Consider the following 21,293-nt stretch of genomic DNA (forward strand, 5'->3'; position numbering starts at 1 on the left):
CGGCTCCACGGGCTGGTTAGAGTTCCCGCGTGACCCCGACTGCCGCCGAGCGGAATCGCCCGCGCTGGCGGTCGGAGGACCCGCTGCTGGGCTGGGTGGGCGCTGTCTGCCTCGCGAGCCTGGCGTTCTTCCTGCGCCGCTGGCACCTCGGCACGCCGCACCAGTTCTCCTTCGACGAGACCTACTACGCCAAGGACGCCTGGTCGCTGCTCAACCACGGCTACGTCCGCGCCTACGTCGAGGACGCCGACAAGACGATCCTCAACGGCAGCGTGACCGGCCTGTGGCAGGACACCCCGTCGATGATCGTGCACCCCGAGGTCGGCAAGTGGCTGATCGCCGCCGGCATCAAGGTCTTCGGGATGGACCCGGCCGGCTGGCGGATGGCATCGGCCGTGATCGGCGCGCTGATGGTGCTGCTGATGTGCCGCTTCGTCCGCCGCGTCACCGGCTCGACGGTCCTCGGCCTGGTCGCCGGCCTGCTGCTCTCCCTCGACGGCCTCCAGCTGGTGCTGTCCCGCCTCGCGCTGCTCGACATCTTCCTGGCCTTCTTCATCCTCTGCGGCGTCCACTGCGTGGTGGCCGACCGCCAGTGGCTGCGCGACCGGCTCGCTGCCGGAGCACGACGTACGTGGTGGCGACCGTGGCTGCTGCTCGGCGGGGTGAGCTGGGGGCTGGCGTGCGGCACGAAGTGGTCGGCGGTCTACGCCCTCGCCGCCTTCGGCCTGCTGGCCTGGCTGTGGAGCGCCGGTGCGCGGCGCGCCTTCGGCCAGCGCCGGCCGCTGCTGCGCTCGGTCGTGCTCGACGGCGTGCCAGCGTTCCTCGCCCTCGTCGGCGTTGCCCTCGCCACCTACGTCGCCTCGTGGACCGGCTGGCTGCTGCACGCCGACGCCTACGAGCAGGCGTTCAGCAACACGCAGTACACGACGTACGACGGCGGCACGCAGTGGCCGACCGCGACCGAGCCGGACGCGAGCGGCGTCGGCGAGGTCACCCAGTCGCTGCGGTCGCTCTGGTACTACCACCAGGACGTCTACACCTTCCACAGCCACTTCCTGAACGACTCGACGCACGTCTACGCCTCGAAGCCGTCGACGTGGCTGGTGATGGGTCGACCGGTCGGCGTCGACGCCCAGACCGACATCCAGCCCGGCGCGCAGGGGTGCGGCGCGCCCACCGGCTCGACCTGCATCCGGCAGATCCTGCTGATCGGCAACCCGGTCGTGTGGTGGGGCGGCTGCCTGGCGATGATCGCGTCGCTGCTGCTGTGGATCGGCGCTCGGGACTGGCGCCACGGCGTCGCCGTCCTCGGACTGGCGACCACGTGGCTGCCGTGGTTCCTCTACGACGACCGGCCGATCTTCTTCTTCTACGCGATCGCCAGCCTGCCCTTCCTGGTGCTCTCGGTGGTCCTCGCGATGGGCCACCTGATCGGCACGTCCGACGTGCCGAGCCCACGGCGTACGTTCGGGGTGGTCGTGGCGGGCAGCTACACCGTGCTGGCCGTCATCGCCTTCGCGTGGTTCTGGCCGATCTGGACCGACGTCCTGCTGACCAAGTCGGAGTGGGACGCGCGGATCTGGTTCCGCCGCTGGATCTAGGCCGCGGAATCCGCGGAGATCGGCCCCGCTGGCCCAGACCGCATAGCCCAGGCGGCCACGGAAGTCACAGATTTCGTCAAGATGGCCCGGATTCGCGCTTCGCCTAGTGCATTCGGGCCATGCCGTCCCCCACCATTGGCACCAGCCACCACCGTGGCGCATTCATGAACCCCTGGGGAGGGTCGCGATGAGTTCGACGTTGCTGCACATCTGCCTGGAGACCGACGGCGCTCCGGATGCGCAGGGAGACTTCGAGGTGGGGAGTCGCTGGGTCTGCGAGTGCGGGCTCAACTACGTCTTCCACGAGGGCTTCAACCGTGGGGGCGGTTACACGAACTCGTGGTTCGTCGCCCCGCCGCTGCCCAAGCCGCGCGGCCCCGTCGGCACGCTCCTGTTCGGCCCGCGCAAGGGCTGACGCCGTGGCCTGAGCGCCACTCCACACGTGACCCCGCCCGATCCAGCCCGGGCGGGGTTTCTCGTCGTGCTCACCAGGCGCCCGGGAAGCGCGACGAGCCGGCGATCGCCAGCACCCCGACCAGGACGGCCACGGCCACCGCGATCAGCAGCGTCTCCCCGAGGTGCCGCCTGCCCGGCGCGACCAGCAGCGCGAGTCCTGCAACGACGGCGAGCAGCGGCAGCACCCACACCTGTACGACGGACGCCAGCAGGCCCGAGGCCAGCGCGAGCAGCACGCCCCCGACCAGCGCGCGGGCGAGCGGCACCGGGCGCGAGCCGCGGGGCAGGCCCACCTCGGTGACCGGGCCCGCCGCCGGCAGCTGGTCGGGAGCGAGGACTCGGAGCAGCAGGGTCACCGTCGCGGGGTCGGCCACCACCACCACGTCCCGCCAGCGGTCTGCCACCGCGTGGCGGCGGACGAGGTCGTCGAGCCGGTGCCCGCGGTCGACGTCCGGGAAGCGCACGGGAGCGAGCAGCACATCCGGCACCGGCTCGTGCTGCGATCCTCCGACCAGCCCCTCGACCACCTCCCTGGCCTCGGCCGTCGGCGCGGTCACGACGGTGAGGTCCCGGCCCAGACGCGCCCGGAGAGCGGCCACCTCGGCAGCCCCCGCGGGCGCGGTGACCACGAAGATGCGCTGGAGGTCGGTCACCCGACCGACGGTAGCGGCACCCGCGTTCCTGCGACGATGACCGCATGAAGCTCCTGCTCACCTCCGGCGGCGTGACCAACGACAGCATCAGGGCGGCGCTCGTCGACCTGCTCGGCAAGCCGATCGAGGAGTCCACCGCCCTCGGGATCTCCTCCGCCCAGTGGGGCCACCCGATGTGCGGGCCGGAGACGGCGCGCAGCTTCGCCACGGACCGCACGCCACCCACGATGACCGGCCTCGGGTGGAGGTCGGTCGGGCTGGTCGAGCTGACCGCCCTGCCGACGATCGAGGAGGACCGCTGGGTGCCCTGGGTGCGGGAGGCCGACGTGCTGCTGGTCGACGGGGGCGAGGCGACGTACCTCGCGCACTGGGTCGGCGAGTCCGGCCTCGGGGCCGTGCTGCCCGGCCTGGCTGACACGGTCTGGGTCGGGGTCAGCGCCGGCAGCATGGCGTTGGGCCCGCGGATCGGCGACCGGTTCGTGCACTGGCGGCCCGAGGAGGGTGACCGCACGCTCGGCCTCGTCGACTTCTCGATCTACCCGCACGTCGGGCTGTTCGCGTCCAACACCATGGCGGACGCCGAGCTCTGGGCGGCGGGCCTCGGCAACCCGGCGTACGCCCTCGACGAGCAGTCGGCGGTCGTGGTCGACGGCGACCGGGTCGAGGTGGTCTCCGAGGGCGAGTGGCGGCACTTCGCCTGACGACCGCACTCCTTCCTGGGGGTGGGCGGAGTCATGCCGGCGGGACGCGTGGGTACCGGACCAGGTCTGCATCCCTCCCGAAAGTTGGTCCCATGACGAACGACCTCAGCGTCGGACTGCTCGTGGTGCTCGGCGTCCTCGCCGGCATCGGCACTCTCCTCGTGGTCATGTCCCGCCTCGACCCGACCAGCCAGCAGCGTCCGGCGCCCTCCCACCGGGCCGCGAAGGTTCCGCCAGGGTCCTGACGTCGAGCAACCGTGAGTCCCGGACGTCATACGGACGGGGCAAGCGGGTGCCCCGTCCGTATGACGTCCTCGCGCGGCCGGAGCGGTCAGTCCGAGGGGACCAGGATGGTGAGGCCGAAGACGTAGAGCAGCACCAGGGCGGCGATGAAGAGCGCCAGGTAGATCAGCGGCTTCCAGACCGGCCGCTTCGGGCCGAAGAGCGGCTTTCCCGCCGTGGGTTCGTCCTCGTGCTCCTCGCCGAGACGCAGCTTGCGGAGCCTTTCCTCGCTCATCGAGATCCCCTTCCGTGGGTGGCGTACCTGGTACCCGGTCGCAGCCGGGCGTATGCGAGCCCGGGGGCCGGGGACCAGCTCCGGCGACACACCCGCCGGGACGTGGGGGCGCGGGCGCGGGCAGGACTACGATCCGTGATCCCGCGCCTCGTCGGCTCCACGTCCCGCCTCAGCCCCACGCTGGCGGGCCCCCCGAGCCGGCGGGGCGCGGCGCTGCCACGGCCGGCTGCGTGCGCACATCGGCTGCTCGCGGCAGACTGGCCACCGTCGGGTCGAGCCGCGAGTCCCAGGAGCAGTCGATGCCAGTCACCCGAGGTTTCCACCGCCGCCGTCCCGAGCCCGAGCGTGGCCGGCTGCCACCGGGGCAGTACGACACCGGCTCGTCCTGGCCGGTGCTGAGCGCCGAGGCCACCCCGCAGCAGGCGGCGGACTCGTGGACCCTGACCATCGACGGACTCGTCGCGTCGCCGCACACGTGGAGCTGGTCGGAGCTGCACTCCTTCCCGGGGTCGACCTTCTTCGGCGACATCCACTGCGTCACGACTTGGTCGAAGTTCGACACGACCTTCAGCGGCGTCAGCGTCGACGACCTCCTCGAGGTCGCCGGGCCCACGCACGCGGCGGCGTACGTCATGGCGCACTCGGTCACCGGCTACACCACCAACCTGCCGCTGGCGGACGTCACCGGCGGGAAGGCGTGGGTGGTGTGGAGCTTCGACGGTGAGCCGCTTCCGCGCCAGCACGGCGGGCCCCTGCGGCTGCTGGTCCCCCACCTCTACTTCTGGAAGTCCGCGAAGTGGGTGTCCCGCCTGGAGCTGATGGCGGAGGACCGCCCGGGGTTCTGGGAGCAGAACGGCTACCACGACCGCGGTGACCCGTGGCTCGAGCAGCGCTACCAGGGCGACTGACGTGAGCCCGGCGCCCCTGGCGGCCTGGACCGACGGCCGCATCATCGAGCTGGACCACCCGACGCCGCGCACCGTGCGGCTGCGGATGCACGTCGACGGCAGGCCCCGCCACCTGCCCGGCCAGCACTACCTGATCCGGCTGCGGGCTCCCGACGACTACACCGCGCAGCGGTCCTACTCGCTGGCCTCCGACACCGACGACCCGCTGCTCGAGTTCCTCGTCGAGCGGCAGCCCGACGGCGAGGTGTCGGAGTTCCTCGCCGACGTCGCGCAGGTCGGCGACGTGCTCGAGCTCCGCGGGCCGATCGGCCGCTGGTTCGTCTGGGACACCACGACACCGGTGCTGTGCCTCGTCGGCGGCACCGGCGTGGTGCCGGCGGTGGCGATGGCGCGCACCGCACGGCGCCTCGGCCGCACCGACCTGCTGCGCATCGCCGCCATGGCCCGCGAACCCGCCGACCTGCCCTATGCCGCCGAGCTGGAGCGCTACGGCGCCACGATGGCGTACACGCGTGCGGACGTCGGGGACCGCCCGGCGGGTCCGTTCACGCTCGACGAGCTCCCGCCGCTGCTCGACGGCGTGGAGCTCGGCTACGTCTGCGGATCGGCCCGCTTCGCGGCGTACGCCGAGGAGCTGCTGGTCGCCTGCGGCATGGCCCCCGCCGCCATCCGGGTGGAGCGCTTCGGGCCCACGGGCTAGGGACGGCGAGGGGGGGACGGGCGATGCGTCAGACCGTGATGCCGAACAGCTTCTCGGCGTTGCGGAACGCGATCTTCTCCTTGTCCTCGCGGGGAAGGTCGACTGCCCGGAACCAGTCGGTCCCTTGCTTGATGCTGTCGATGAAGGGGTAGTCGGTCGCGAACATCACCCGGTCCACACTGACGTACTTCAGCAGGAGGTGCAGCAGGTCGTCCTGGAAGAACGCGCTGGTCGTGAACCAGAAGTTGTCCTGGAAGTACTGCGCGAAGGGCTTCTCGAGCGACTTCTCCGTCGGCTCGCCCATGTCGTTGGCGATCCGCTCGTAGTAGAACGGAAGACCCTCGCCCATGTGGCCGATGATGATCTTCAGCCGGGGGAACCGGTCGAAGACCCCGTAGGCGATCATCCGGACGCACTGGACAAGCACCTCCTGGTGCCAGCCGAGTCCGGACCCGCTGAAGATGTAGTCCTGGTACTCCTTCGTGTACTCCGACCGAGTCGTCCTGTAGTAGGTCCGGAACACCTCGTCGGACGGATACCCGGGGTGCAGGTAGATCGGCACGTCGAGGGCTTCGGCACGCGCCAGCACGGGCTCGAACCGGGGATCGTCGAGGTACCTCGACGTGATGTGCCCGTTGGTCAGTGCGCCCAGGAAGCCGTCCTCCCGCACCGACCGTTCCAGCTCGTCGGCCGCCGCCTCCGGGCTCTGCAGGGGAAGCGTGGCAAAGGCCTGGAAGCGGTCCGGGCGCTCGGCCATCGGGCCTTCGACGAGCATCCTGTTGAGACGGTGGGCAAGGTCGATCCCCCGCTGCCCGGGGACGTTCTGCACCGATGGCGTGTGCGCCGAGAGGATCTGGACGTCGAGTCCCCCCTGGTCCATGTCACGCAGACGGCGTGCGCCCAGGTCGGCGAGACCGATCTCGGTGAGGAACGCGATGTGGTCCTGGTTGAGGGAGTTCAGCTTCAACAGCTCGGGGGTCGTGAAGGTCTCCTCCGTGCCGATGAACTTCAGGTCCTGGTCGCGGAGCCAGATGTCCTTCTCGGTGAGTGAGGTGTCCGCTCCCGCACTGCCGCTGTTGCGCGTCGCCAGTGCCGTCGCGGACAGTCCGACACCTGCGCCGAGCGCAGCCGCGCCGGCGACGAAGCCGCGGCGTCCCAGCAACGGTCGCGCCGGGCCTTGCTCGATCGATCCCATGTCCGTGTCTGCTCCTGTGCTCGAAGGTCTGAGTGCCTGTGCCGATCACGCTCGCAGTTCCACGCGCCCGGGTCGTCCGCCCACGGCAGACACCTGTCCGTACTCCGCGCGGAGTACGGGGGCCGCGCTGCCCGGCTCACCACCTGCTGGGCGTCGGCGTCAGGTGAGGCCCGCTTCGTACGCGGCGATGACGAGGTGGACGCGGTCGCGGGCGCCCAGCTTCGCGAGGATGCGGGCCACGTGGGTCTTGGCGGTCAGCGGGCTGACGACCAGCTCGTCCGCGATCTCCTGGTTGCTCCGGCCCGCGGCGACCAGGCCGAGCACCTCCCGTTCGCGCTCGGTCAGGCTGGCCAGCCGCTCGGGCGATGGCACGTCCGGGCGGCTCAGCACACGGGTGATGACCGCCCTGGTCGCGCCGGGCGACAGGAGCGAGTCCCCCGCGGCGACGGTGCGGATGGCGTCCAGCAGGGCGTCCGGGCGCGTGTCCTTGGGCAGGAAGCCGCATGCCCCCGCGCGGAGGCCGCGCAGGACGTTGGTGTCGGTCTCGAACGTGGTCAGGATGAGGACCCTGCTGCCGCTCGACGCCTCGTCAGCGACGATCTGCCGGGTCGCCTCGATGCCGTCGGTGCCCGGCATCCTGATGTCCATCAGGACGACGTCGGGTCGCACGTCCTTGGTCAGCCTCACCGCCTCGTCGCCGGTGCCGGCCTCCGCGACGACCTCCATGTCGTCAGCCGAGCCGACCAGCAGCGCGAAGGCGCCGCGCACCAGGGTCTGGTCGTCGGCAAGCAGGACCCGGATCACGACGGCACCCGCCACGCCTCCGGCAGCGGCAGGCGCGCCCGCACCTCGAACCCTCCGGACTCCCCCGGTCCGGCGGAGAGCTCGCCACCCACGGCCTGTGCCCGGCCCGACATCCCGGCGATCCCGAAGCCGGACGGCGTCACGATCGAGGTCGGCCGTGGCGGCCCGGGATCGACGACCGTGACACGCAGGGCGCTGCCGTCCCGGTCGAGCCGGACGGATACGTGATCGGCCTGCGAGTGTCGGATGACATTGGTCAGGGACTCCTGGAAGATCCGATAGGCCACGACGGACACCGTCGACGGTAGCTCGTCCGGCAGCCCGTCGACCTCCAGGTCGACCCGGACACCGGCGGCCTCCGCCATCTCCACCAGGCGCCGCAGCTCGCCGAGGTGGGGCGCCGGCTCGGTCGGCTCGGTGTCACCACCGTGCAGCACGTCCAGGACGGCGCGCAGCTCGTGGAGCGTGGCTCGGCTCGTGTCCGACAGGTCGTGCAGCGTGCTGGACAGCTCGCGCAGCGACAGATCCCCGCGATCCGGCAGCTGGTCGATCAGGTGCGCAGCGACGGACGCCTGGACGTTCGCGACGGCGAGGCCGTGCGCCAGCACGTCGTGCAGCTCGGCAGCGATCAGGACCCGCTCCTCGGCGAGCCGCCGCTCGACCTCGTCGGCACGTTCCTGCTCCAGCCGCGCGGCGACGACAGACCTCCAGCTCTCCCGGAAGCGGGCTGCCAGCCCGGCGAAGAAGGCCATGAGGAGCCAGCCGACACCGAGGAGGGCATCGCTCAGCTCACCCGACGTCTCGTCGGCGAGGACCGGCACCGTCACGGCGGCCACCGCCACCAGAGCGGCGACGGGCCGCCGATGAGGCGCGCAGTAGCGGGCTGCGGCGAACGCCGCCACGAGTGAGGCCGCCAACGTGGCCTCGTGCGGATAGTCGAGGAGGTGGTACGGCGTCGACACGGCGAGGACGACGAGGACGACAGCGATCGGCCAGCGCCGACGTACGAGCAACGGCACCGACAGCGCACCCAGGAGCACGATCGCCCACAGGTCCACGCGGCGCTCGCCGTCGAAGTCGACCACCTGCAGCACGACAGCGCCGACGACACCGAGCACGAACGACCCCGCCGCCAGCAGCCAGTCGGCCACGGACGGACGGAGCGCCGTCATCGCTCACACGGGGACATCGACCCGCTCCTCCTCCCGGACATCTCTCGTGCGCCAGAGCTTGCTGGGCCACCAGATCCGCTGACCCAGCGACATCGTCAGTGCCGGCACCACGATGGAGCGCACCAGCACGGTGTCGATGAGCACACCGACGGCGACCAGTATCCCGATCTGGATGAGCATGACGAGCGGCAGCGAGGCGAGCACCGCGAAGGTCGCTGCCAGCACCAGGCCGGCCGAGGTGATCACGCCGCCTGTCACCGCGAGGCCGCGCTTCGTGCCCTCGACGGTCCCGTGGCGCACGGCTTCCTCCCGCACCCGGCTCATCAGGAAGATGTTGTAGTCGACACCGAGCGCCACCAGGAACAGGAACCCGATCAGGAGCACCGACGACTCCCAGCCGGCGAAACCGAGCACGTGGTCGAACACCAGGTTGCACAGCCCCAGGGATCCGAAGAACGACACCACGACGGTGGCCACCAGCACCAGCGGGCCACGACCGCCCGCAGCAGCAGCCCGAGGATGACGAGCACGACCAGCAGGATCAACGGCATCACCCGGTTGCGGTCACTCGTGTTGGTCTCGTCCGTGTCCAGCAGCTCGGCACTCGGCCCGCCGACGATCGCGGCGTCACCGGCGAGCTCCTGCAGGTCGTCCCGCAGCCGCTTGATCGTGGCCGTCTCGCCGGCGCTCTCCGGCGAGTCGACCGGGATCGCCGAGATCTCCACCCAGTCGTCGCCGGCCTGGCCGACCGTGGCGCTGGCGATCCCGGGCGTGCTCTGGACGGCAGCCAGGACGTCGGCGCTCATGCCTGGCCGACTCATCACGGTGACCGACTGACCGCCCTGGCCGGGGAACCGCTCGTCGACCAGCTTCGCTCCGACGACCGAGTCAGGCGTGGACCGCGCGAACTGGTCCAGCTGCGGAAGCGAACCGTTCGCACCCACCAGGCCGAGCGACAGGGCACCAAGGACCACCATCGGCACGGCCCAGCTCACGACGCGTCGGCGATCGACCAGCTCGCCCAGCCGAGCCCACCGAGAGCCGGATCCGCGCGCCTCGCCCCCGAGAAGCGGCACGAACGGCCAGAAGACCCGGCGTCCGAGCACCACCAGCAGCGCCGGGAAGAACGTCAGCATGACCAGCAACGACGCCCCGATGCCGGCCGCGCCCACCGGGCCGAGCCCGCTGGTGCTGTTGAGGTCCGCGGCCAGCAGGCACAGCAGGCCTGCTGCCACGGTCCCCGCCGAGGCGGCGATGGCCGGGCCGGCCCCGCGCAGAGCCGCCAGCATCGCGTCGAACGGACGCTCGTGGCGGTGCAGCTCCTCGCGGTAGCGAGACACCAGGAGCAGGGCGTAGTCGGTGCCCGCGCCGAAGACCAGCACGATCATCAGCGCCGAGCTCATGCTCGTGATGGTGAAGTCGAGGACCTGCGTCAGGGCGTACACCGCACCCATCGACATGATCGCCGCGACTCCGACCGACACGAGCGGGACCAGCCACAGCAACGGGCTGCGGTAGGTCAGGATCAGCAGGAGGGCGACGACCACGGTGGTGGCGAGCATCAGCCTCGCGTCGACGGTGTCGAAGACCTCGTCCATGTCAGCCCCGATCGCCGACGGCCCGGTCACGTAGGCGTTCAGGCCGTCGGGCAGGTCGGAGACGAGCTCCCGCGCATCCGCCACCGTGCCGGACTCGGCCGCGTCGGTGACCGACCTGCTGTTCAGCGCCACTGCGAGCACCAGGGCCGTGCCGTGGCTGGACTCGGCGATCTCCGGGACCCCGACAGGCCTGTTGCCGAACCGACTCGCCAGCTCGGTGTAGTCGCGTGCGGCGGCCGCTCGATCACCCGGTCGGATGCCGTCGGCTCGTTCGTACACGACCACGAGCAGGCCGTCCCCACCGTTGGGCAGACCGGCCTCGGCCAGGATCACCTTGGTCGACTGAGCGCTGGCCGGCAGGTAGTCGGCCTGGTCGTCGCGCGTCACCGAGTCGAGCCTGCCGGCCAACGAGAAGCCGCCCACGACGAGCCCGATCCAGACAGCCAGGACGAGCCACGGCAGCGCGGTCCCGGACCGTGATCTCGTCGGGCCGGTGTCGGATCGTGCGGGGCTGGGCGCCCGGAGCTCAGTCGTCATGACGAGCAGGCTCCCAACCCAGCCGGGCTGACGCGTCCGGCCACGGCAGACACCTCGGCGTACTCCGCGCGGAGTACGCCGAGGCGGTGGGCACAGAAAAGGCCCGTAGCCTGCGTTGCCGCTGGCTACGGGCCGGTTCCCGCTGGTGGAGCTGAGGGGATTCGAACCCCTGACCTTCTCATTGCGAACGAGACGCGCTACCAACTGCGCCACAGCCCCATCGCGCCATCAGGCGCGAAAGGAAAGATACACGAGCCCGCGGAGGCTCACCGAATCGGCCCGGGCCGGGGGTCAGGCGCCGCTGGCGCGGCGGGCCTCACCGGCCTCGCGCGCCGCCTTCGCGGACTGCTCGGCCGAGCGGGCAAGGGCGGAGTCGTCGTCGTTGTGGCCGCTGGACCAGACGCCGGTCGAGTCCAGGTCGATCGTGGAGACCGTACGCCGCTGTGCCGCGGGCTTGCTGACGTAGGTCGGCAGGGTGGTGGGCACCATCTCCCAGCCGCCGACGACGGGGACCTCGCCGGTGGTGACGGCCGGGGCCTCGGCGGCGGGCACCTCCTCGGTGCGCGGGAGGGGCGGCTCGGGAGCCACGACCGGCACCTCGCCGGTGAGCTCGACGTCGTCGAGGCCGGGCTCGACCTCGGGGACCTCGCCGATCTCGATCGCCGACCAGGCGGCGCGCTGGCGGCGCTCGGCACGCACCGACACGCGGCAGGCCACCAGCCAGGCGACGAGCACGGCAGCGGGCACGGCGACCCACGGCCAGGTGATCACCGACGCGGCGGCGAGCCCGATGACGACGGCGTTGGCCAGCAGGACCAGGGCGAGCACGTTGCGGCGGCGCTTGGCGGCGCGGCGCGCGGCGGCACGCTGGACGGTCGGCGACGGGGGCTGCAGCGGCGTACGAGCGGCGGGTGCGGCCACCGGCTCGGGGGCGACGTGGGCCTTCGTCTCGACCGGCGGCCGGAGGGCCGCCCGGATCGGGGCCACGACCAGGCGGGCGTTGCGGCGGTCGACGGGCTCGCGGCGCGCGAGCACGCGCATGGTGTGGGAGAACTTCTCGACCGACCGGCTGCGCACGACCTCGTCGTGGTGCTTGAGGGCCTTGGGGATGAGGTAGACAGCCCACGCCACGGCAAGGGCCACGAAGATCAGCGCGCTCAGGTCCACGATCGAAGCGTAGGAGCGTGGAGCGCGAGCGGGACGGATGTCAAGTGGTGTGTCGCAGAACTACTGGTGTGACTGGTGTGTCGACAGCCGCGCCTCGATGCCTTCCGGCACCTCCTCGCGCGTGACCGCGAAGATCCGGTGGTCGCGCCAGTCGCCGTTGATGTGCAGGAAGCGCGGGGCGTAGCCGACCTGCTCGAGCCCGAGCTTCTCCACGACGCGCAGCGAGTTGGTGTTCTCGGGCCGGACGCAGATCTCGACGCGGTGCAGCCCGACCGGGCCGAGGCAGTGGTCGATCACCATCGCGACCGCCCGCGGCGCGATCCCGCGGCCGGCGACGGCCGCGTCGACCCAGTAGCCGATCGAGGCCCACTGCGCCGAGCCGCGGGCCACGTTGCTCACCGTCACCTGGCCGGCGAAGCGGCCGCCGACCTCGATCACGAACGGCAGCGTCTGTCCCCGCCTGGCCTGCTGGAGCAGCGCGCGCGAGACGAGCCGGTACGACGCCGGGCGGGGCGCGCCACCGGGCGGCACCGTCGCGTCCCACGGCTCGAGCCAGTCCTGGTTGCGGGCACGCACCGCCTGCCAGTCGTCGGCGTCGGACCTGCGCAGCGACCGGACCACGACGCCGTGCGACTCCAGCCGGGCCGGCCAGCCCGGAGCCGGACTAATGATCGCTCCCGACGACCTGCTCGACGGCGTGGCGGACGATGGGCTCGAGCACTGCGAGCCCGTCCTTCACACCGCCGCGGGAGCCGGGCAGGTTGACGACCAGGCAGTCGCCGACGACGCCGGCGAGACCGCGCGAGAGCATCGCGGTCGGCACGCCCTTCGCCACCCCAGCGGCCCGGATGGCCTCCGCGATGCCGGGGACCTCGCGGTCGAGCAGCGCCGCGGTCGCCTCGGGCGTCCGGTCGGTGGGCGTCAGCCCGGTGCCGCCGGTGGTGAGCACGAGGCGTGCCCCCGCTGCGACCGCGGCGGAGATGGCCTCGCGCACCGGGTCGCCGTCGGGCACCACGGCCGGCGCGTCGCAGGCGAAGCCCCGCTCCCGCAGCCAGTCGGCGATCAGCGGCCCGGTCTCGTCGGCGTACACGCGGGCGGAGGCGCGGTTGGAGGCGACCACCACGGCTGCGGGAAGGCTCATCGCGCCCAGTCCCCGCTCTTCCCACCGGTCTTGGTCTCGACCCGCACGTCGGTGATCACCGCGGCCTTGTCGACCGCCTTGACCATGTCGACGACGGTGAGCGCAGCGACCGAGACGGCGGTCAGCGCCTCCATCTCCACCCCCGTGCGGTCGGTGGTGCGGACGGTCGCGGTGATGTCGACGGACTCGTCGGCCACGACCAGGTCGACCGTCACGCCGGAGATCGCGAGCGGGTGGCAGAGCGGGATGAGCGCCGGGGTCTGCTTGGCGCCCATGATCCCGGCGATGCGCGCCACCGCGAGCGCGTCGCCCTTGGGCACGCCCTCGCCACGGAGCAGGTCGACCACGGCAGGGCTGACGAGGACGCGGCCGGTGGCGGACGCCGTGCGGGCGGTGACGTCCTTGTCGGTCACGTCCACCATGCGCGCGGCGCCGCTCTCGTCGACGTGGGTGAGGCGGTCGGCCATCAGAACTCCTCGTCGAGCTTGCGGACCTGCACCATCTCGCCGGCCTGGACCGAGGTGACGTCGGCGGGCACCTCGATGAGGCAGTTGGACGTGGCCAGGTCGCCGATCAGGTGCGAGCCGTGACCACCGACCGGCGACACGAAGGCGCCGCCGCGGTCGCTGTCGACGAGCCCGCGCACCAGCTGGACCTTGCCCTCCGGCGAGGAGATGCCGTGGGTGAGCCGCGCGCGGGAGGTGGGCCGGGCGTAGGGGAGCTTGCCCATCATCCGGCGGATCGCGGGCAGCACGAACATCTCGAACGAGACGTAGGAGGAGACCGGGTTGCCGGGCAGCGTGAAGACCGGGGTGTCGTCCTCGCCGATGGTGCCGAAGCCCTGCGGCTTGCCGGGCTGCATGCCCACGCCGCCGAACCACATCGAGCCGTGGTGCGACAGCGACTCCTTGACGACGTCGAAGTCGCCCTCGCTCACGCCTCCGCTGGTGACCACGAGGTCGGCCCGGACCAGCTGGTCGCTGAGCGCCTCGGTGAAGGCGTTCGACTCGTCGGGGACGATGCCGACGCGGTAGGCGATCGCGCCGGCCGCACGTGCGGCGGCGGCGAGGAGGTAGGAGTTGCCGTCGTAGATCGAGTCGCGGCCCAGCGCGGTGCCGGGGTCGCGCAGCTCGGAGCCGGTGGAGATCACCACGACGCGCGGCCGCGGCCGGGTGCGGACCGTGGACCGGCCGACCGCGGCGAGCATGCCGAGGTGGCGGGGCCCGAGGACCGTGCCCTCCTCGAGCAGCATGTCGCCCTCGGAGATGTCGTCACCGGTGGGGCGGATGTGCTGTCCGGCCGCCGCGGCGCGGCCGATGCGGACGGTGGCCACACCACGGTCGGTCCACTCGTAGGGCACCACCGCGGTCGCGCCGGTCGGCACCGGGGCGCCGGTCATGATCTTCACCGCCGTGCCCGGGGAGAGCGCGAGGATCGAGGACTGGCCGGCACCGATCTCGCCGACCACCGGCAAGGTGACCGGGTCGTCCTCGGTGGCGCCGGCGACGTCCTCGGCGACCACGGCGTAGCCGTCCATCGAGGAGTTGTCGAAGCTGGGCAGCGAGATCGGGGCGACGACGTCCTCAGCCAGCGCGAGGCCGAGCGCCTCCATCAGCGGCTGCGGGAAGGCAGGCAGCGGTGAGATGGTGGCCAGGATCCGCTCGACGTAGTCGGCGACGGGGAGCAGGCCGGGCGTCGCGTCACTCATCGGCATCCTGCTCGCTGAGGACGGCGCCGCCCTCGACGCGCTGGGCTCCCGTGGCGGTGAGGGCGACCTCGCCCACGACCTTGACGCCGTGGCCGAAGGTCCAGTCGCCCTCGACAGTGAACGAGTCGGCGTCGCGCAGCGACGGCGCCCCCTCGGGGAAGCGCTTGTCGAAGTCGCCGACCAGCTTGTAGAACTCGCCGTCGAGCGAGACGTAGGGCACGTCGTCCCCCGCCTGGTCGAGCACGAAGTCCTTGCCGAGGCTGTAGACGTCGGAGCGCAGCACCAGCAGGTCGTCGGTGGTCTTCACCGGGACGAAGCGGTCGCGCCCCACCTCGATCGTGCGCGCCCCTTCGAACACCTCGATCGCGGCACCCATCGCGGTCTCGATCTGGATCACCTTCGGCGTCGAGGGGTCCCCGGGGTCGAGGTGCTTGACGTTGCGGATCAGCGGCAGGCCGAGGATCCCGCCCCGGGCGTCGAGCGCGTCGACCATCGCCTGGAGGTCGAACCAGAGGTTGTTGGTCGAGCAGTACTTGTGGCGGCTGAGGTCGGCCAGCGCCTCCTTGTCGACGTCGAGCGTCTGCGCGGACTCGCGGAGCACGATCCGCCCGTCGGCCTTGCGTCGGGCGAAGTGGCCGCCCTTGCGGTCCGACGCCGTGCGGCGGACCGCCTCGATCGCGAACGGCGCGCCGGTCTGGGCGAACCAGCCCGCGACCCGCGCGTCCGGCACCGCGCCGAGGTTGTCGGAGTTGGAGACGAAGACGTAGCGGTAGCCGGCGTCGATGAGCTGGGCGAGCAGGCCCGTGCCACGCAGCGCGGTGTAGATGTCGCCGTGGCCCGGCGGACACCACTCGAGGTCGGGCGACTTCGGGTAGGCCGCGGGCAGCAGGTCGGCCTCGAGGAGCTTGGGCTCCTTGTTCTGCAGGAACTCCAGCGGCAGGCCGTCGACCGGGAGGTCCTCGTAGCGGGCCAGGGCCTCCATGGTGTCGGCCGAGGTGCGGAACGAGTTCATGAACAGCAGCGGCAGCGTCGCGTCGTACTGCTGGCGGAGGTGGAGCACCTGCCGCGCGATGATGTCGAGGAAGCTCAGCCCGCGCCGCACGCACAGCAGCGACTTGGCCCGCTCCATGCCCATCGACGTGCCGAGGCCGCCGTTGAGCTTGATGACCGCGGTCTTGCGGATCGCCTCCGCGGCGACGTCGTCGTCGACCTCGACGTCGGTCAGCGCCTCCATGTCGAGCGGCTCGATCGTGTCCTCGGCGATCATGCCGGTCTCGCCGTGCTCGAGGAGCCGGTAGTAGTGCGCGAACGTGTCGATCGCGACCTCGTCGACCCCGGCCTGTCGCATCTTCTCGCGTGCGAGGTCGAGGCCGTGAGCGGTGCCCTTGCTTGCCATGCTTCGATCGTAGGCTGCTCATGTGGACGCACGACACTCGGCGGACAACACGATCGCCAAGACGGCCCTCCGCGACCAGGTCCGCGCGGCCCGCAAGCAGCGCCCGCTCGGGGCCGCGGCCGACTTCGCCGCGGGCGTCGCGGAGGTCGCGCTGGGGTGGGACGACGTACGTCGCGCCGCGACCGTGGCGGCGTACGTCTCCGTCGGCAGCGAGCCCGGCACCGGCCTGCTCATCGACGCCCTGGTGGCGGCGGGCAAGCGGGTCCTGCTGCCGGTCGTGCTGCCGGGGCTCGACCTCGACTGGGCGGAGTACGCCGGCCGCGACCGTCTCGCCCCCGCCGTCCGCGGCCTCCTCGAGCCCACCGGCCCCCGCCTCGGCACGCAGGCGATCGCCCAGGCCGACGTCGTCCTGGTGCCCGGGCTCGCCGTCTCGACCACCGGCGAGCGGCTCGGCCAGGGCGGCGGCTGCTACGACCGCGCGCTCACCCGGATCACCCCCGGCACCCCCGTCGCGGTCGTGGTGTACGACGACGAGCTCGGCCTCCCCGTGCCCACCGACCCCCACGACGTACGTGTCGGCTTCGCGCTGACCGCCAGCGGGGTGCGGGCGCTGGAGTGACCGCCGTCAGTCACCGCCGGCAGGCGTGAGGACCAGGGTGTCGTCGGCGGCGGCCTCGACGGCCTCGCGGGTGTAGGGCCAAGGGAGGGTCTGGCCGTCGACGAAGAGCTCGGTCTGGTCGGTGTAGTGGGAGGACGCCGGGTGGCCGGAGACGCCGGTGAGGTTGATCCAGCCTGAGTCGTCCCAGTCCGCGAGCGAGACGACCATCCGCATCGAGGGCGCGGCGGTGACCTCGTAGCCGTCGACGGCGTTCCAGGAGGTCGCGTCGACGATCGACGAGCCGCCTCCGACCTGCCAGCCGTCGCGGTTGAACAGCCGCTCGACGAGGCCGACGCCGGACTCACCGAGGGTGGCGCTGTGGAGGTTCATCCGGTGCAGCCGGCCCCACTCCCACAGGTGCGGGTCGCGGGCCTGGCGTCGGGTGAGCTCGTCGCGCGCGTCGAGCAGCGACTGCCGCAGGATGTCGTCGCGGGTCTCCACGACGTCGGTGTCAACGTCGTCCCACCACGGGCTGGCCGGGTCGGTGAGCAGCCGGCTGACCACGGCGAACCACCGGTCACCACCGTCGGGCCAGGTGCGCTGCCGCAGGTCGTCGTGGAAGGTCTGCTCGAGCAGGGTGCGCCAGACGACGTTGAAGTACGCCGCTGCCGCGCTGTCGGCGGGCTGGCTGAAGTCCCAGTCGCGGAGCAGGTTCTGCGCGTTGCGGTAGTAGGGGTTGGGGAGCCGCTCCACGTCGAGGAGGTAGGGGACGAGGGTCTCGGCCATCGGGTTCGTGCTGTCGAGCTGCAGCGCCGCCATCTCCTCGACGGACAGCTCGCCCTCCTCGGCGAGCACGTCGCGGATCCGGGTCGAGCGGTAGCCGTAGTCCCAGTCCTTCGTGAGCAGGTAGGGGTAGTCCTCGTCGATGACGGCCTGGTTGGCCGTGACGAGGTAGCCCTCCTCGGGGTCGAGCACGCTCGGCAGCCCGTCGAAGGGGATGTAGTCGCCGGTCCAGTCGTTGGCGCTCACCCAGCCCTCGACGGGCATGGTCCCGTCGTTGCCGCCCCGGCGGATCGGGATCCGGCCCGGCGACTGGTAGCCGATGTGCCCCTCCCGGTCGGCGTACACGAGGTTCTGCGCGGGCACCGCGAAGTCGGCGGCGGCGGCGCGGAAGGAGTCCCAGTCGGAGGCGCGGTTGAGCGCGAGGATCGCGTCGGCCGTCGGCGAGGGCTCCAGCGCGGTCCACGCCAGCGCGACCGCGTAGCCGTTGCCGCGCTCACCGGGCTCGTCGGTCGGGGCGTTGGCCCCCACCGTGGCGAAGTCCGACGACACGTCGCTGATCAGCGGGCCGTGCACGGTCTCGCGCACCCGCAGCACCACGTCGTCCTCGCCGCGCACCTCGATCGTCTCGGTGTGGACCTCCATCGCCTGCGTGGCGCCGTCGCGGACGTAGCGGTCGTCGCCCTCGGTCTGCTCGAGGAAGAGGTCGGTCACGTCGGGTCCGAGGTTGGTCATCCCCCAGGCGATGTCGGCGTTGTGGCCGATGATCACGCCGGGGACACCGGAGAACGTGAAGCCCGACGTGTCGAGCGTGCACGCGTCGCTGACCTCCCGGCAGTGCAGGCCCATCTGCATCCAGATGCCGGGCTGGCTGATGCCCAGGTGCGGGTCGTTGGCCAGCAACGGCATGCCGGTCGCGCTGTGCTCGCCGTCGACGACCCACGAGTTGCTCCCGATCCCGCGCCCCGAGCCGACGAGCTCGGGCATGCCCTTCACGACGTCCTGGACGCGCTCGAGGGCGTCGACGACCTCCTCGGGGTACGCCGGCCGGCGGGGGTTGCGGGTGCCGTTGGCCGTCGCGTTCTGCTCGAAGACGCCGTCGACGACGCCGCCTCCGGAGACGATCGGCGGGTGCTCGTCGAACGGGTACTCGGGCCACAGCGAGGCAATCTCGTCGTCGGTGTGGTCGAGCGACAACAGCACCCGGTCGACCTCGGCCTCCATGTTGCCGCGGAGGTCCCACGCCATCGCCTTGAGCCAGGCCAGCGAGTCGACCGGCTCCCACTCCTCGGGCGTGTAGTCGAGCCCGGTGAGCCCGAGCACGGAGTACTCGGCGGCGAGCTGCGAGGGCGAGCGGTCGGCGAGGTAGGCGTTCACGCCGTCCGCGTAGGCGGTGAGGGCGTCGCGGGTGGCCGGCTCGAGCAGCGCCCACTCCTCCTCGGCGACGCGCCGCCACCCCATCGTGCGGATGAACTTGTCGGTCTCGAGCGTCTCGGAGCCGAACAGCTCCGAGAGCCGGCCGGCCGTCACGTGCCGGCGGAAGTCCATCTCGAAGAACCGCTCCTGCGCGTGGACGTAGCCCTGCGCGAACACCAGGTCCGCGTCGGTGTCGGCGTAGACCTGCGGGATGCCGTTGTCGTCGCGGACCACCTCGACCGACCCGGACAGCCCGGGGACCTCGACGTCGCCGCTGGTCTGCGGCAGCGGACGGCGTACGACGACCACGACGGTCGCGGCCAGCACGACCAGCAGCAGGACCAGCCCCAGCGCCGTCCACGCGGTCCACCGCACGGCGCGGGGCGCGCGCCGGAAGGACTGCCACCAGGACACCTTCGGGGTGTCGGCGGAGCCGGGAGTGGTGCCGGGAGTGGTGCCGGAGGGCGGGGTGGGTGCCTGGTCGCTCATCGCGCTCGCCATTGTGCCGTATCATTGGCAGTCGAAGGGCCCGAGTGCCAGCGCGTCGCGCCGGACCTGGCCCCGACCGCACGTCGGACTCACACGTCGGAATCACCCGAGGACTCCACACATGCCCACCTACCAGTACGCCTGCACCGAGTGCGGCCACGCCTTCGAGCAGTTCCAGAGCTTCAGCGAGGACGCGCTGACCGTGTGCCCGGAGTGCGACGGCAAGCTGCGCAAGCTGTTCAACGCGGTGGGCGTGGTCTTCAAGGGCTCGGGCTTCTACCGCACCGACAGCCGTTCCTCGTCCTCCTCGTCCTCGACGCCGGCCACGAGCGGCTCGTCCTCGTCGTCCTCGTCGTCCTCGTCGTCGACCAGCTCGTCCTCGTCCTCGAGCACGTCGAGCTCGTCCTCCTCCGACTGAGCCACCCCGCCGCTGGTTGAGCAGGGCGCCCAGCGCCCGTGTCGAAACCAAGGCATCCGCGGCCCGTGGTTTCGACACGCTCGCTGGCGCTCGCTGCTCAACCGACGGGTGCATCCGGTGGCCTGTGGAGAGGCCGAGCGCCCGACCGGCCGCCCGGCCTAGCGTCGGGGCATGTTCCCGGGAATCCCGCCGGCGCGGCGCCGGCTGCGCGCCGTACGCCACCAGCTGCGCCGGCGCCAACGGTGGATCGCGGCCGCGCTCGTGGCCGCCGCGACCTACGGCGCGCTGCGCACCCTCGCTCCCCCGGCGCCCGAGACGGTCGAGGTACTGGTCGCAGCGCGCGACCTGCCGTCGGGCACGCTGCTCGACCGCGACGACCTGGTCACCCGGTCGTTCCCGGCCGGGCTCGCGCCCGCGGGCGCGTCCGCCTCGTCGCTCGGGCGGGTGCTCGCTGCTCCCGTCGGTCGTGGCGAGGTGCTGACCGACGGGCGGGTGGTGGGCCCGGGGCTCGCCGAGGCCGAGACCGGCCGGACGGTCCTGCCCGTCCGCCTCCCCGACGCCGGGATGGCCACGCTCCTGCGCGCGGGGGACGAGGTCGACCTGATGGCGACCGACCCGGGCACCGGGGCGACGTACGTCGTCGCACGCGGCGTCACCGTCCTCGCCACGCCGACGCAGGTGCCGGAGGGGCCGACCGGCGGCTCCGGCGGGGCGCTGGTGGTGGTCGGCGCCACTGCCGCGGAGGCCGTCGAGATCACCTCGGCCGCGCTGTCACAGTTCCTGACGGTGTCCTGGAACCGCTAGCGTGCTGCGCATCCCACTCGTTCGCGGCCCTCTCGGGGGCCTCACGTAGGAGGCACCATGACCGGATTCAAGAACTTCATCCTCAAGGGCAACCTGATCGAGATCGCCACCGGTCTGATCATGGCGCTCGCGTTCGCCGCCGTCGTCACGACCTTCACGGCCTGGCTGACGAGCCTGCTGCCCGAGAGCGCGTCGGACGTCTTCAGCAACGAGCCCAACAGCTTCGGCGCCTTCCTCAACGCGGTGATCTCGTTCCTGATCATGGGCGCCGTCGTCTACTTCTTCATCGTGCTGCCCTACACCAAGGCCAAGGAGCGCTTCTTCCCGAGCGAGCCCGAGGGCACCCCGGCCGACATCGCACTCCTCGAGGAGATCCGCGACGCCATCAAGGCGCGCGGCGGCGCGGTCTGAGCCACCCTCAACCGTCGCGACGGCCCGCCCCATCGGGGGCGGGCCGGCGTGGGTGCCCCGCGGGGCGGGGGTAGCGGAGGTTTGCGGGGCCCCCGAATACCCCCACCAATCCCCCCGCCCGCG

Annotated in this window: 22 protein-coding genes, 1 tRNA gene and 1 pseudogene; 10 read left to right on the forward strand and 14 right to left on the reverse strand. The window is 71.9% G+C overall.

Annotation, left to right across the window (positions count from 1 at the left end):
* Positions 1–29: 29 nt before the first annotated feature.
* Together ACE3QY_RS19235 and ACE3QY_RS19240 are read left to right on the forward strand one after the other, a co-directional pair.
* The gene (locus tag ACE3QY_RS19235) at positions 30–1,601 is read left to right on the forward strand and encodes a dolichyl-phosphate-mannose--protein mannosyltransferase (protein ID WP_374457669.1); all 1,572 of its coding nucleotides are present in this window, start codon (positions 30–32) and stop codon (positions 1,599–1,601) included.
* A 187-nt stretch (positions 1,602–1,788) separates the two neighbouring features.
* The gene (locus ACE3QY_RS19240; RefSeq protein WP_374457670.1) at positions 1,789–2,016 is read left to right on the forward strand and encodes a hypothetical protein; all 228 of its coding nucleotides are present in this window, start codon (positions 1,789–1,791) and stop codon (positions 2,014–2,016) included.
* A gap of 70 nt (positions 2,017–2,086) precedes the next feature.
* On the opposite strand, the gene ACE3QY_RS19245 is transcribed toward ACE3QY_RS19240, so the two are convergent.
* A complete protein-coding gene (locus ACE3QY_RS19245) occupies positions 2,087–2,710 on the reverse strand; it encodes a hypothetical protein (RefSeq protein WP_374457671.1) in 624 nt (207 codons plus the stop codon).
* Positions 2,711–2,754: 44 nt separating this feature from the next.
* Here ACE3QY_RS19245 and ACE3QY_RS19250 point away from each other — a divergent pair, with 44 nt between their 5' ends.
* Both ACE3QY_RS19250 and ACE3QY_RS19255 read left to right on the forward strand, forming a co-directional pair.
* Positions 2,755–3,411: a Type 1 glutamine amidotransferase-like domain-containing protein gene (locus tag ACE3QY_RS19250; RefSeq protein WP_374457672.1), complete on the forward strand. Its 657-nt coding sequence runs from the start codon at positions 2,755–2,757 to the stop codon at positions 3,409–3,411.
* Positions 3,412–3,503: 92 nt separating this feature from the next.
* On the forward strand, positions 3,504–3,656 hold the full coding sequence (locus ACE3QY_RS19255) for a hypothetical protein (RefSeq protein WP_374457673.1): 153 nt from the start codon (positions 3,504–3,506) through the stop codon (positions 3,654–3,656).
* Between the two features lie 86 nt (positions 3,657–3,742).
* Here ACE3QY_RS19255 and ACE3QY_RS19260 read toward each other — a convergent pair whose 3' ends face one another.
* Positions 3,743–3,928, reverse strand: coding sequence for a hypothetical protein (locus ACE3QY_RS19260; RefSeq protein WP_374457674.1), 186 nt, complete (start codon positions 3,926–3,928; stop codon positions 3,743–3,745).
* A 299-nt stretch (positions 3,929–4,227) separates the two neighbouring features.
* Here ACE3QY_RS19260 and ACE3QY_RS19265 point away from each other — a divergent pair, with 299 nt between their 5' ends.
* The gene (locus ACE3QY_RS19265) at positions 4,228–4,836 is read left to right on the forward strand and encodes a sulfite oxidase-like oxidoreductase (protein ID WP_374457675.1); all 609 of its coding nucleotides are present in this window, start codon (positions 4,228–4,230) and stop codon (positions 4,834–4,836) included.
* Position 4,837: 1 nt separating this feature from the next.
* Positions 4,838–5,536: an FAD-binding oxidoreductase gene (locus ACE3QY_RS19270; RefSeq protein ID WP_374457676.1), complete on the forward strand. Its 699-nt coding sequence runs from the start codon at positions 4,838–4,840 to the stop codon at positions 5,534–5,536.
* 28 nt (positions 5,537–5,564) lie between these two features.
* Here ACE3QY_RS19270 and ACE3QY_RS19275 read toward each other — a convergent pair whose 3' ends face one another.
* From ACE3QY_RS19275 to ACE3QY_RS19325, 11 genes and pseudogenes are all read right to left on the reverse strand, one after another.
* Positions 5,565–6,731 (reverse strand): amidohydrolase family protein, encoded by a 1,167-nt coding sequence (locus ACE3QY_RS19275; protein ID WP_374457677.1) that lies wholly within the window; start codon positions 6,729–6,731, stop codon positions 5,565–5,567.
* Between the two features lie 159 nt (positions 6,732–6,890).
* Positions 6,891–7,535: a response regulator gene (locus ACE3QY_RS19280; protein WP_374457678.1), complete on the reverse strand. Its 645-nt coding sequence runs from the start codon at positions 7,533–7,535 to the stop codon at positions 6,891–6,893.
* On the reverse strand, positions 7,532–8,707 hold the full coding sequence (locus ACE3QY_RS19285) for a sensor histidine kinase (protein ID WP_374457679.1): 1,176 nt from the start codon (positions 8,705–8,707) through the stop codon (positions 7,532–7,534). The genes ACE3QY_RS19280 and ACE3QY_RS19285 overlap by 4 nt, the downstream gene beginning before the upstream one ends.
* A gap of 3 nt (positions 8,708–8,710) precedes the next feature.
* A pseudogene (locus ACE3QY_RS19290) lies at positions 8,711–10,842 on the reverse strand (MMPL family transporter).
* A gap of 143 nt (positions 10,843–10,985) precedes the next feature.
* Positions 10,986–11,061 (reverse strand) — tRNA-Ala (locus tag ACE3QY_RS19295).
* A gap of 72 nt (positions 11,062–11,133) precedes the next feature.
* Positions 11,134–12,009, reverse strand: a complete 876-nt coding sequence (locus ACE3QY_RS19300; RefSeq protein ID WP_374457680.1) for a hypothetical protein — start codon at positions 12,007–12,009, stop codon at positions 11,134–11,136.
* A 60-nt stretch (positions 12,010–12,069) separates the two neighbouring features.
* The gene (locus ACE3QY_RS19305; protein WP_374457681.1) at positions 12,070–12,630 is read right to left on the reverse strand and encodes a GNAT family N-acetyltransferase; all 561 of its coding nucleotides are present in this window, start codon (positions 12,628–12,630) and stop codon (positions 12,070–12,072) included.
* Between the two features lie 43 nt (positions 12,631–12,673).
* Entirely contained in the window at positions 12,674–13,150 is a 477-nt protein-coding gene (locus ACE3QY_RS19310) for a molybdenum cofactor biosynthesis protein B (protein ID WP_374457682.1), read from the reverse strand.
* Positions 13,147–13,617 (reverse strand): cyclic pyranopterin monophosphate synthase MoaC, encoded by a 471-nt coding sequence (moaC, locus tag ACE3QY_RS19315; RefSeq protein ID WP_374457683.1) that lies wholly within the window; start codon positions 13,615–13,617, stop codon positions 13,147–13,149. Before moaC ends, ACE3QY_RS19310 begins: the two co-directional genes overlap by 4 nt.
* A complete protein-coding gene (gene glp, locus ACE3QY_RS19320; protein WP_374457684.1) occupies positions 13,617–14,858 on the reverse strand; it encodes a gephyrin-like molybdotransferase Glp in 1,242 nt (413 codons plus the stop codon). Before glp ends, moaC begins: the two co-directional genes overlap by 1 nt.
* Positions 14,851–16,254, reverse strand: coding sequence for a UTP--glucose-1-phosphate uridylyltransferase (locus ACE3QY_RS19325; protein ID WP_374457685.1), 1,404 nt, complete (start codon positions 16,252–16,254; stop codon positions 14,851–14,853). Before ACE3QY_RS19325 ends, glp begins: the two co-directional genes overlap by 8 nt.
* Before the next feature lie 22 nt (positions 16,255–16,276).
* Here ACE3QY_RS19325 and ACE3QY_RS19330 point away from each other — a divergent pair, with 22 nt between their 5' ends.
* Complete coding sequence (locus tag ACE3QY_RS19330) at positions 16,277–16,873, forward strand: 5-formyltetrahydrofolate cyclo-ligase (RefSeq protein ID WP_374457686.1); 597 nt, start codon at positions 16,277–16,279, stop codon at positions 16,871–16,873.
* A 6-nt stretch (positions 16,874–16,879) separates the two neighbouring features.
* On the opposite strand, the gene ACE3QY_RS19335 is transcribed toward ACE3QY_RS19330, so the two are convergent.
* Positions 16,880–19,537, reverse strand: a complete 2,658-nt coding sequence (locus tag ACE3QY_RS19335; protein ID WP_374457687.1) for a penicillin acylase family protein — start codon at positions 19,535–19,537, stop codon at positions 16,880–16,882.
* Between the two features lie 121 nt (positions 19,538–19,658).
* Between ACE3QY_RS19335 and ACE3QY_RS19340 the strand changes: the two genes are divergently transcribed.
* The 3 genes from ACE3QY_RS19340 (at position 19,659) to ACE3QY_RS19350 (ending at position 21,170) form a co-directional block, all read left to right on the forward strand.
* A complete protein-coding gene (locus ACE3QY_RS19340) occupies positions 19,659–19,955 on the forward strand; it encodes an FmdB family zinc ribbon protein (protein ID WP_374457688.1) in 297 nt (98 codons plus the stop codon).
* Between the two features lie 171 nt (positions 19,956–20,126).
* Positions 20,127–20,759, forward strand: a complete 633-nt coding sequence (locus ACE3QY_RS19345; RefSeq protein WP_374457689.1) for an SAF domain-containing protein — start codon at positions 20,127–20,129, stop codon at positions 20,757–20,759.
* Between the two features lie 57 nt (positions 20,760–20,816).
* Positions 20,817–21,170, forward strand: a complete 354-nt coding sequence (locus ACE3QY_RS19350) for an MscL family protein (RefSeq protein WP_374457690.1) — start codon at positions 20,817–20,819, stop codon at positions 21,168–21,170.
* Positions 21,171–21,293 lie beyond the last annotated feature (123 nt).

The organism is Nocardioides sp., from assembly GCF_041913365.1.
Taxonomy (GTDB): domain Bacteria; phylum Actinomycetota; class Actinomycetes; order Propionibacteriales; family Nocardioidaceae; genus Nocardioides.

What these genes read in the sequence shown, in the direction of transcription:
- ACE3QY_RS19240 (WP_374457670.1), top strand. Translation starts at nt 1,789, where the DNA reads ATGAGTTCGACGTTGCTGCACATCTGCCTGGAGACCGACGGCGCTCCG.
- ACE3QY_RS19250 (WP_374457672.1), top strand. Translation starts at nt 2,755, where the DNA reads ATGAAGCTCCTGCTCACCTCCGGCGGCGTGACCAACGACAGCATCAGG.
- ACE3QY_RS19255 (WP_374457673.1), top strand. Translation starts at nt 3,504, where the DNA reads ATGACGAACGACCTCAGCGTCGGACTGCTCGTGGTGCTCGGCGTCCTC.
- ACE3QY_RS19260 (WP_374457674.1), bottom strand. Translation starts at nt 3,928, where the DNA reads ATGAGCGAGGAAAGGCTCCGCAAGCTGCGTCTCGGCGAGGAGCACGAG.
- ACE3QY_RS19265 (WP_374457675.1), top strand. Translation starts at nt 4,228, where the DNA reads ATGCCAGTCACCCGAGGTTTCCACCGCCGCCGTCCCGAGCCCGAGCGT.
- ACE3QY_RS19275 (WP_374457677.1), bottom strand. Translation starts at nt 6,731, where the DNA reads ATGGGATCGATCGAGCAAGGCCCGGCGCGACCGTTGCTGGGACGCCGC.
- ACE3QY_RS19285 (WP_374457679.1), bottom strand. Translation starts at nt 8,707, where the DNA reads ATGACGGCGCTCCGTCCGTCCGTGGCCGACTGGCTGCTGGCGGCGGGG.
- ACE3QY_RS19310 (WP_374457682.1), bottom strand. Translation starts at nt 13,150, where the DNA reads ATGAGCCTTCCCGCAGCCGTGGTGGTCGCCTCCAACCGCGCCTCCGCC.
- moaC (WP_374457683.1), bottom strand. Translation starts at nt 13,617, where the DNA reads ATGGCCGACCGCCTCACCCACGTCGACGAGAGCGGCGCCGCGCGCATG.
- glp (WP_374457684.1), bottom strand. Translation starts at nt 14,858, where the DNA reads ATGAGTGACGCGACGCCCGGCCTGCTCCCCGTCGCCGACTACGTCGAG.
- ACE3QY_RS19325 (WP_374457685.1), bottom strand. Translation starts at nt 16,254, where the DNA reads ATGGCAAGCAAGGGCACCGCTCACGGCCTCGACCTCGCACGCGAGAAG.
- ACE3QY_RS19335 (WP_374457687.1), bottom strand. Translation starts at nt 19,537, where the DNA reads ATGAGCGACCAGGCACCCACCCCGCCCTCCGGCACCACTCCCGGCACC.
- ACE3QY_RS19340 (WP_374457688.1), top strand. Translation starts at nt 19,659, where the DNA reads ATGCCCACCTACCAGTACGCCTGCACCGAGTGCGGCCACGCCTTCGAG.
- ACE3QY_RS19345 (WP_374457689.1), top strand. Translation starts at nt 20,127, where the DNA reads ATGTTCCCGGGAATCCCGCCGGCGCGGCGCCGGCTGCGCGCCGTACGC.
- ACE3QY_RS19350 (WP_374457690.1), top strand. Translation starts at nt 20,817, where the DNA reads ATGACCGGATTCAAGAACTTCATCCTCAAGGGCAACCTGATCGAGATC.